This is a genomic window from Blattabacterium cuenoti (assembly GCF_014252435.1).
Classification (GTDB): Bacteria; Bacteroidota; Bacteroidia; order Flavobacteriales; family Blattabacteriaceae; genus Blattabacterium; species Blattabacterium cuenoti_X.
Window position 1 is genome coordinate 561,403 of sequence record NZ_CP059220.1, and the last position, 8,749, is coordinate 570,151.

At 24.3% G+C, this 8,749-nt stretch carries 9 protein-coding genes and 1 tRNA gene; 2 read left to right on the forward strand and 8 right to left on the reverse strand.

Annotation, left to right across the window (positions count from 1 at the left end):
- Positions 1–6: 6 nt before the first annotated feature.
- Both H0H35_RS02685 and trxB read right to left on the reverse strand, forming a co-directional pair.
- A complete protein-coding gene (locus H0H35_RS02685; protein ID WP_185882911.1) occupies positions 7–1,437 on the reverse strand; it encodes a glycine--tRNA ligase in 1,431 nt (476 codons plus the stop codon).
- Between the two features lie 4 nt (positions 1,438–1,441).
- The gene (gene trxB, locus H0H35_RS02690) at positions 1,442–2,398 is read right to left on the reverse strand and encodes a thioredoxin-disulfide reductase (protein ID WP_185882912.1); all 957 of its coding nucleotides are present in this window, start codon (positions 2,396–2,398) and stop codon (positions 1,442–1,444) included.
- A 43-nt stretch (positions 2,399–2,441) separates the two neighbouring features.
- Between trxB and H0H35_RS02695 the strand changes: the two genes are divergently transcribed.
- Positions 2,442–2,891 (forward strand): type I restriction enzyme HsdR N-terminal domain-containing protein, encoded by a 450-nt coding sequence (locus H0H35_RS02695; RefSeq protein ID WP_317167193.1) that lies wholly within the window; start codon positions 2,442–2,444, stop codon positions 2,889–2,891.
- Positions 2,892–2,893: 2 nt separating this feature from the next.
- Here the strand turns inward: H0H35_RS02695 and gap are convergent, their stop codons facing one another.
- The 6 genes from gap to fabZ all read right to left on the reverse strand — a co-directional run bounded on the left by gap (position 2,894) and on the right by fabZ (position 8,061).
- Positions 2,894–3,913 carry a type I glyceraldehyde-3-phosphate dehydrogenase gene (gene gap, locus H0H35_RS02700; RefSeq protein WP_185882913.1) on the reverse strand — a complete coding sequence of 340 codons (1,020 nt, stop codon included), beginning with the start codon at positions 3,911–3,913 and terminating at the stop codon, positions 2,894–2,896.
- Between the two features lie 37 nt (positions 3,914–3,950).
- Positions 3,951–5,744 (reverse strand): translation elongation factor 4, encoded by a 1,794-nt coding sequence (gene lepA, locus H0H35_RS02705; protein ID WP_185882914.1) that lies wholly within the window; start codon positions 5,742–5,744, stop codon positions 3,951–3,953.
- A 69-nt stretch (positions 5,745–5,813) separates the two neighbouring features.
- Positions 5,814–5,887: transfer RNA gene (locus H0H35_RS02710), tRNA-Arg, on the reverse strand.
- A complete protein-coding gene (pth, locus tag H0H35_RS02715) occupies positions 5,878–6,468 on the reverse strand; it encodes an aminoacyl-tRNA hydrolase (RefSeq protein WP_185882915.1) in 591 nt (196 codons plus the stop codon). The genes H0H35_RS02710 and pth overlap by 10 nt, the downstream gene beginning before the upstream one ends.
- Before the next feature lie 30 nt (positions 6,469–6,498).
- Positions 6,499–7,374 (reverse strand): succinate--CoA ligase subunit alpha, encoded by an 876-nt coding sequence (sucD, locus tag H0H35_RS02720; RefSeq protein WP_185882916.1) that lies wholly within the window; start codon positions 7,372–7,374, stop codon positions 6,499–6,501.
- Positions 7,375–7,566: 192 nt separating this feature from the next.
- On the reverse strand, positions 7,567–8,061 hold the full coding sequence (gene fabZ / locus H0H35_RS02725; protein WP_185882917.1) for a 3-hydroxyacyl-ACP dehydratase FabZ: 495 nt from the start codon (positions 8,059–8,061) through the stop codon (positions 7,567–7,569).
- Between the two features lie 478 nt (positions 8,062–8,539).
- On the opposite strand from fabZ, the gene rpmH reads away from it, so the two are divergent.
- On the forward strand, positions 8,540–8,689 hold the full coding sequence (gene rpmH / locus H0H35_RS02730) for a 50S ribosomal protein L34 (protein WP_185882918.1): 150 nt from the start codon (positions 8,540–8,542) through the stop codon (positions 8,687–8,689).
- Positions 8,690–8,749 lie beyond the last annotated feature (60 nt).

An 8,749-nucleotide genomic window follows, 5' to 3' on the forward strand; every position in this document is an offset into this window, starting at 1 on the left:
AAAAATTTACATTAATATTTTTTTTAAAATATTTTTTAATCCAGTTTCTTTTTCAATTATATTAGATATTTCTTTAATGTGTATTCTATTTTGATTCATAGTATCTCTAAATCTAACAGTTACGGTATTTTTTGCAATTGTTTCATAATCCACTGTAAAACAAAGTGGAGTCCCTATAGCGTCTTGTCTACGATATAATTTTCCAATAGAATTTTTATCATCATATACTAATTTATGATCGATTTTTAATTCATTAAATAATTTCTTTGCTATGTTTGGAAGGCCATTTTTATTTGTTAATGGTAAAATAGCTGCTTTGATCGGAGATAAATATGGAGGTAATTTTAATATGATACGGGAATTTTTCTCATTTTTTTTGATCTGTTCCTTTTTAAGAGAAGAAGATAATAAAGCAAAAACAAGTCGATCTAATCCTAGAGATGTTTCAATAACATAAGGTATGTAACTTTTTTTTGAATCAAAAATTCGAAATTTTTTTTTTGAAAAATATTCATGTCTTTTTAAATCAAAATCTCTTCGAGAATGAATTCCTTCTATTTCTTGAAATCCAAAAGGAAAATCGAATTGTATATCTGCACCAAGACTAGCATAATGAGCTAAATTTTCATGATTAAAAATTTTATATTTTTTTTTTCCTAAATTTAATAAAAAATGCCACTTTAAACGAGATTTTATCCAATATTCATACCAAATTTTTTCTTCGTCAGGAAAAATAAAAAATTGCATTTCCATTTGTTCAAATTCTCTAAGTCTGAATAAAAATTTTCTTGCAATAATTTCATTTCTAAATGATTTTCCTATTTGAGCTATTCCAAATGGAATTTTCATTCTACTTGATTTTTGAACATTATGAAAATTACAAAATATACCTTGTGCAGTTTCAGGACGAAGAAATAATTTTTCTTTATTATGAATTTGAAACATCATGTTAAAATATCGAATATTTGTCCAATTTTTTGTTTTACAAATGGGATCATGAATTTTCAATTCATCAATCAAATTTTTTATTTTTAACAAATTTTTATGTTCTATATATCGATCTAAACGAAGTAAAAATTTTTTTTTTTCAGGAGAATTAGAATCAAAATTTTGTTCTAGATAATCTCTTATTAAAATATCAGGACGGTATCTTTTTTTCGAATCCCTGTTGTCAATTAAAAATTCATTAAAAGCATCTATATGGCCAGAAGCATTCCAAACATTGGAATTCATTAAAACTGATGAATCAATTCCTACAATGTTTTCATGAATTTGAGTCATTGATTTCCACCAATATTCTTTAATATTATTTTTTAATTCTATTCCATTCTGTCCATAATCATAAATGGCATTAATTCCACCATAAATTTCGCTTGATGGAAATATAAAACCATAACTTTTAGAATGAGACATTAAAAAATCAATAAAATTACTCATAATTTTAATTATTTAAAGATGATAAATATTTATCTAAATCTAATGCAGCCATACAGCCTGTCCCAGCAGAAGTAATTGCTTGTCTATAATATGGATCCATTACGTCTCCTGCTGCAAAAACACCAGGCTTACTAGTATTAGTCCTTTTTTTAGATACCACTATATATCCCTTTTTGTCCAATTTGATTTGATTTTTTAAAATTTTTGTATTAGGATTATGTCCAATGGCAATAAATAAACCATTGATTGAAATCACATAATCTTTTTTTTCTTTTTTATCTAAAATTTTAATTCCTTCTAAAGAATTTTCACCCAAAATTTTTTTGATAACAGAATCAAATATTACTTTAATATTTTTTCTTTTTTTAATTCGATATTGTAATATTTTAGATGCTTTAAAATAATTTTTTCTAACTAAAATTAATACTGTTTTACAAATTTTTGATAAATAACTAGCCTCTTCTAATGCTGTATCTCCTCCTCCTACTACTGCTACATTTTTTCCTTTATAGAAAAATCCATCACAAGTAGCACAAAAAGAAATACCGAATCCAATAAATTTTTTTTCTTTATCAATTCCTAAACAATTAGGAGTTGATCCAGTTGCAATAATGATACCTCTACTATCTAAATGTAACTTTTCGTCTTCAAAAAAAATACGATGTATACCTCCTATTTTATTGGAAAAATCTATTCGATTTACAGAATAGGTCAAAACGTGAATATTAAATCGTTCTATTTGTTTTCTACAATTTTCCATAAATATATTCCCATCTATTCCCTTAGGAAAACCTAAATAATTATCAATATTTGTTGTATTTGTTAATTGTCCACCTGGTAAAGGTCCTAAACAAATAACCGGATTGAGATCAGATCGAGCCGAATATATAGCTGCAGAATAACCAGAAGGACCAGAACCTATAATAACACAATTATGTATTTTGTTTTTGATTACAAACATAATAAAATAACTTTATGAATTAATAAGATAAATTCTATTATTTATGATGAATACTTTACATATTTTTATCAATAACTTTTTGAAGTTAAAAAAAAATAGAGAAAAAAAATATATATTTTGCGAAATTAGAAAAAGATATATGTCTTTCAATAAAGAAGAAGTAATACGTCAATATGTTATTTTTTTACTCAAAAATATAGGCCATTATAAAAATTCAAATATCTCAGTCGAATCATCTATGAAAATGTATGAATCCATAAAAAGATATGATGTATTAGTACGATGTACTAAAAAAAATCCTTATATCTTAATTGAATGTAAATCTCCTTATCAAAAGATAACACAAAAAACATTTGATCAAATATCAATGTATAACCAAATCATTAATGCGTCATTTTTATGGATTAGTAATGGAATAAAAAATTATATATTTCAAGTAAATAAACACAAAAAAAAATATTTATTTATCAAACATATTCCATTGAGAAAATAAAATTATGATGAGTATGATTTAACATGCATATATTCAATAAGATCTATTAATTTATTTGAATAACCAATTTCATTGTCATACCACGATATGATTTTAATAAAATTTGGTGTTAACATGATACTCGAACTTGCATCAAAAATAGAAATTCTTTTATCTCCTACAAAATCTGTTGAAACAAGTGGTTCTTCTATATAACCTAATATTCCTTTTAATGAAGTATTTGACGCTTCTTTCATTAGATACTTAATTCTATCAAAATTAGTACCTACTTTTAAACAAACTGTAAAATCTAATACGGAAACATTTAAAACAGGTATTCTAAAAGCCATTCCAGTTAATTTACCATTTAAACTAGGTATTATCTTTCCAACAGCATTTGCTGCTCCTGTAGATGAAGGAATAATATTATTTAATGAAGATCGTCCCAATCTCCAATCTTTTTTTGAAATAGAATCAACAACTTTTTGTGTTGCAGTAGTTGCATGAATAGTTGTCATTAGTCCATTTGATATACCAAAATTATCGTTTAAAACTTTGACAATTGGAGATAAACAATTTGTAGTACAAGAAGCATTAGATATAATATTTTGATCTTTTTTCATTTTATAATGATTAACTCCAAATATAAACATTGGTATATCATCATTTTTAGGTGGTGATGATAAAATTACTTTTTTAGCTCCAGATTGGATATGTAAACTTGCTAGTTTTTTGGTTAAAAACAAACCAGTAGATTCTACTACATATTCAACGTTTAAATTTCCCCAATTTAATTTATTCGGATCTTTTTCTTTTGTAACTTTAACTTTTTGATTATTTAAAACTAAATAATTCCCATCTTCAATACGTACTTCTCCTTGAAAAACTCCATGAACAGAATCATATTTTAATATGTACGCTAAATTTTCTATGGAAATTAAATCATTTATAGATACAACTTTAATATTTTTTCTACTTAAAGCAGATAATAAAACCATTTTACCAATCCTGCCAATACCATTAATTCCAAGTTTAATAGACATATCAAATAATTTTTTTAATTAAAATTTCAAAAATTTTTTATACTTTTAAAAAATTGATAAAAGTAGAGGATGGAATTTCAACTTTTCCCATGTTGCGCATTTTTTTTTTTCCTTTTTTTTGCTTTTCTATCAGTTTTTTTTTTCGCGTAATATCTCCTCCATAACATTTATCAGTTACATTTTTCCTAAAAGATTTTATAGTTTCTCTAGCTACTATTCTTCCAGATATAACAGCTTGTATCGGAATATTGAATTGATGTCTTGGAATTAAAGTAGATAATTTCTGACATATTTTTTTTGCTAAAAAAAAAGCTTTGCTCTTATGAGATAAAATAGAAAAGGCCTCTACCTTTTCATGATTAATTAATATAGTGATTTTTTTTAAATCAGACTCTTTATAACCAATAAAGTGATAATCACAACTAGCATATCCTTTAGATACTGTTTTTAATTGATTATCAAAATCAAAAATGATTTCTGATAAAGGCATTTCAAATGAAATTTTGATTTTATCCGATGTTATATAATTTTGATTATTTACTATAATACCACGTTTATTAATACACAGAGAAATGATATTACCGATATAAATATCTTTAGAAAAGATTTCAATGAAAACATATGGTTCTTCTACCTTTTTGATATGTTCTATTTCTGGATAATCTGAAGAATTATTTACTATTAGAATATTTCTATTTTTCATGTAAACTTTATAAGAAACATTAGGAATAGTAAGAATAACAGGAACTTTGAACTCTCTTTGTAAACGATCTTTTGCAATTTCCATATGCAGAAGACCTAAAAAACCACATCGAAACCCAAAACCTAGAGCACTAGATGATTCTGATTTAAAAGAAAGAGAAGCATCATTTAACTGTAACTTTTCTATAGAAGAACGCAATTCTTCATACTTATCACTACTTACTGGATAAATACTAGCAAAAACCATGGGTTTTACATCATCAAATTTATCTATCGATTTTTCTGCAGGATTATTATCGTCTGTTATAGTATCACCTACTTTTACTTCATTAACATTTTTTATTCCAGATAAAACATACCCAACGTCACCTGTTTCAATTTTTTTTTTAGATACACGTTTTAATTTCAGAATTCCTATATCAAAAGCAGAATATATTTTTCCTGTAGACATAAATTTCAATTTTTGTCCTTTTTTTATAAATCCATTAACTACTTTAAAAAATACTTCAATTCCTGTAAATGGATTATATAAAGAATCAAAAATAATAGCTTGTAATGGAGCATTTATATTTCCTTTTGGTGGGGGTATTTTTGTAATTATATTATTTAAAATATTTTCTATTCCTATTCCATTTTTAGCACTAACTGGAATCACATCTTCTTTTTTACATTTCAATAAATTTACTATATCTTGTATTACTTTTTCTGAGTCTAAAGAATAATTATATAAGTCAATTTTATTTAAAATTGGAATAATTGATAGATTTTTTTTCAATGCCAAAGAAAGATTGGATATAGTTTGAGCCTGTATACTTTGAGTCCAATCAATAATTAATAATGCACCTTCACATGCAGAAATTGAACGAGAAACTTCATGGGAAAAATCTACATGACCAGGAGTGTCGATTAAATTCAGAGTATATTTTTTACCTTTATATTGATATTCCATTTGAACAGCATGACTTTTTATAGTAATTCCTCTTTCTTTTTCTAAATCCATGTTGTCCAATAATTGATGATTGTCTTTTTTTGATACTGTATTAGTAAACTCTAACAGACGATCAGCAATAGTACTTTTACCATGATCGATATGTGCAATGATACAAAAATTACGAATATTATGAATCATAATAATTCAAGAAAAATTATTGTTTCTAACAAAAATTTGCTATGTATTTTCTAATATTATATTTGTACATAACCTTGAAGGGACTCGAACCCATACCATAGGAATCGGAATCCTATATTCTATCCTGATTAAACTACAAGGTTGAAAAATTTTTTTTATTATATAAATTCATTGTTTTTTGTAATCCATTTGTGATAAATGAAAATATTATTTTTATACTTTTATTGGATTTCGATAATAAAAACAACATATTTTGTTTATTCCATTCTCCTAATACATAAAATTCTTTTTTTCTTTTTTTTAACAAACAATCATGAAATCCAATTCCAAAACGAAGACGAGCATATTTAGAAGTATTTAATTCTTTTTCTATATTTTTTAAACCATTATGTCCACCACTTCCACCTCTTCCTTTTAATCGAATCATCCCAAATTGGAGATATATATCATCAGAAATAATAAGAATATTTTCTAATAATATTTTTTCTCTTATCATCCAATATTTCACAGATTGTCCACTAAAATTCATATAAGTAGATGGTTTTAAAAAAAAAATTAATTTTTTATCATAATTGAATTTTGAAATATAACCTAATTTTTTTTTTTGAAAAGAAAAAAAAAATGTTTTAGAAATTTGGTCTAAAATCATAAATCCAATATTATGTCTTGTTTTTTCATAAGAAATACCAGGATTTCCCAATCCAACCACTAAAAATTTTAACATAAATGTTGACTCTATATAATAGGATTATATCTATGATAATAATTGATCTACAAAAATACCTATATTTTCTGGAGAATCTACAACATAAGCTCCATTTTTTTTTATTATATCTATTTTATTTTGTGCTGTTTCTATTTCATTTTTTATAATAGCACCTGCGTGTCCCATTATTTTTCCCTTCGGAGCTGTTTTTCCAGCTATAAATGCTATTATTGGTTTTTTATGTTTTAATTTATTCATCCATTCTACTGCTTCTATTTCTAATTTTCCACCTATTTCTCCGATCATGACAATGCAATTTGTTTCATCATCTTTTATAAATAATTTCATGATTTCTATAATATTCATACCTAAAATTGGATCCCCACCTATACCAATAGCAGTAGAAATTCCATATCCCATTTTCATTATTTGATAAGCAGCTTCATAAGTTAAAGTTCCTGATCTAGATACTATTCCAATAGATCCTTTTTTACTAAATACAGAATTTGGCATAATTCCAGCCTTAGATTTTTCTGGAGAAATAATTCCTGGACAATTTGGTCCAATTAAATTTGATTTTGTTCTTTTTATAAAATGTTTAATCTGAATCATATCTAATATGGGGATCCCTTCTGTAATACAAATAATCAGATGGATATCCGAGTAAATAGATTCTAAAATAGCATCTGAAACAAAAGAAGAAGGAACAAAGACTACACTAACATTTCCCCCAGTATTTTGTACAGCTTCTTCGACAGTATTAAATATAGGAACTCCTATATATTTTTTTCCACCTTTCCCTGGAGTTACTCCACCTACTACTTTAGTTCCATAATGAATCATTTTTTCTGTATGAAACAATCCTTCTTTTCCTGTTAATCCCTGTACAATAATTTTAGAATGTTTGTCAATTAGAATACTCATATTAACTAAATTTTGATTATTTTATTTTTTCTATGTGAGATGAATGATTCATTTTTTTTTGATAATAAATAGAATTTTTTTTCTATTTTTATATAAATACAGTTTTTTCCTCGGAGGATAACTTTTAATTTTATTAAATGAATCATCATTTGTAATATTCATAATTAAAATTTGTTTATTCAAAAATATATTTTAATATTTATGATTTTTAACTATCTTAGCCTTAATATCTGCTTCTACAACTATTTTTTTATCTACATACCCTTTTCCATACATATGAAAAATTCCCATTTTCATAGATTCTAATAAAGAAACATTAAATACAATCATATCACCGGGTATAATTTTATGTTTAAATATAGCTTTATCTATTCTTAAAAAATAAGTAGAATATAATTCAGGATTTTTGAATTTACTTAATATAAGAATTCCTCCTACTTGAGCTATTGCCTCTATCTGTAAAACACCTGGCATAATTGGATTATTAGGAAAATGACCAGTAAAAAAATATTCATTTATGGTAACATTTTTAATTCCAATTACATGTTTTTCTGATAAATCTATAATCTTATCTACTAATAAGAATGGAGGTCTATGAGGTAAAATATTCATAATATTTTTAACATTAAGAATTGTTTTTTTTTCCATATCAAATTCAAGATTATCTATTTTTTTTAGAATTTTCATTTTTTCTCATTAATTTTCCGTTTATATCGAAATATTATGAAGTAAAAAATTATATTATTCCTGTTCTTTTACAGCCTAATATAATTTATATTTACATTGATGATATCTATTTAATGAAGAAAATTAAATAAAAAATGAAATACTTGTATTATATATTCTACTTTTTTTGAAAAATGATAAATAAATTTTTATTTATATGTATATTGTTTTTTTATTCTTAATTATATAATTTCTTTGTATTTTATTTAATATTTTTTTGAAAACAATATATATATATGAATATTTCAAAAAGAATAATTTTTTTTTTTATAGGATTTTTTATTGGAATGTTAATTTTAATATTTTCATATAAAAAAAAGAAAATACATCATAGAATATTACAACATCAAAATATAAAAATGATAAAATATTGAATAAAAAAAATATTTTATACATTCATATACAATAAAAAATGATTCATTAGAATGAACATATCAAAATGAAAAGAACATATCAACCTTCTAATAGAAAAAAAATGAATATTCATGGTTTTATAAAGAGAATGAGTAATAAATCTGGTCGGATCATTATATCTAGAAGAAGAAGAAAAGGAAGAAAAGTATTATCTGCATATCTTTACAAAAAATAAAAAATAATTTTTCTAGATCTCCAATATCAGAAATCATATGTTCTTTATAAAGTAAAGAAT

Excerpts from the sequence above, each read along its gene's own strand:
- fabZ (WP_185882917.1), bottom strand. The coding sequence starts at position 8,061 with ATGAAAATTCTAAAAAAAATAGATAATCTTGAATTTGATATGGAAAAA.
- trxB (WP_185882912.1), bottom strand. The coding sequence starts at position 2,398 with ATGTTTGTAATCAAAAACAAAATACATAATTGTGTTATTATAGGTTCT.
- gap (WP_185882913.1), bottom strand. The coding sequence starts at position 3,913 with ATGTCTATTAAACTTGGAATTAATGGTATTGGCAGGATTGGTAAAATG.
- H0H35_RS02685 (WP_185882911.1), bottom strand. The coding sequence starts at position 1,437 with ATGAGTAATTTTATTGATTTTTTAATGTCTCATTCTAAAAGTTATGGT.
- rpmH (WP_185882918.1), top strand. The coding sequence starts at position 8,540 with ATGAAAAGAACATATCAACCTTCTAATAGAAAAAAAATGAATATTCAT.
- sucD (WP_185882916.1), bottom strand. The coding sequence starts at position 7,374 with ATGAGTATTCTAATTGACAAACATTCTAAAATTATTGTACAGGGATTA.
- pth (WP_185882915.1), bottom strand. The coding sequence starts at position 6,468 with ATGTTAAAATTTTTAGTGGTTGGATTGGGAAATCCTGGTATTTCTTAT.
- lepA (WP_185882914.1), bottom strand. The coding sequence starts at position 5,744 with ATGATTCATAATATTCGTAATTTTTGTATCATTGCACATATCGATCAT.
- H0H35_RS02695 (WP_317167193.1), top strand. The coding sequence starts at position 2,442 with ATGATGAATACTTTACATATTTTTATCAATAACTTTTTGAAGTTAAAA.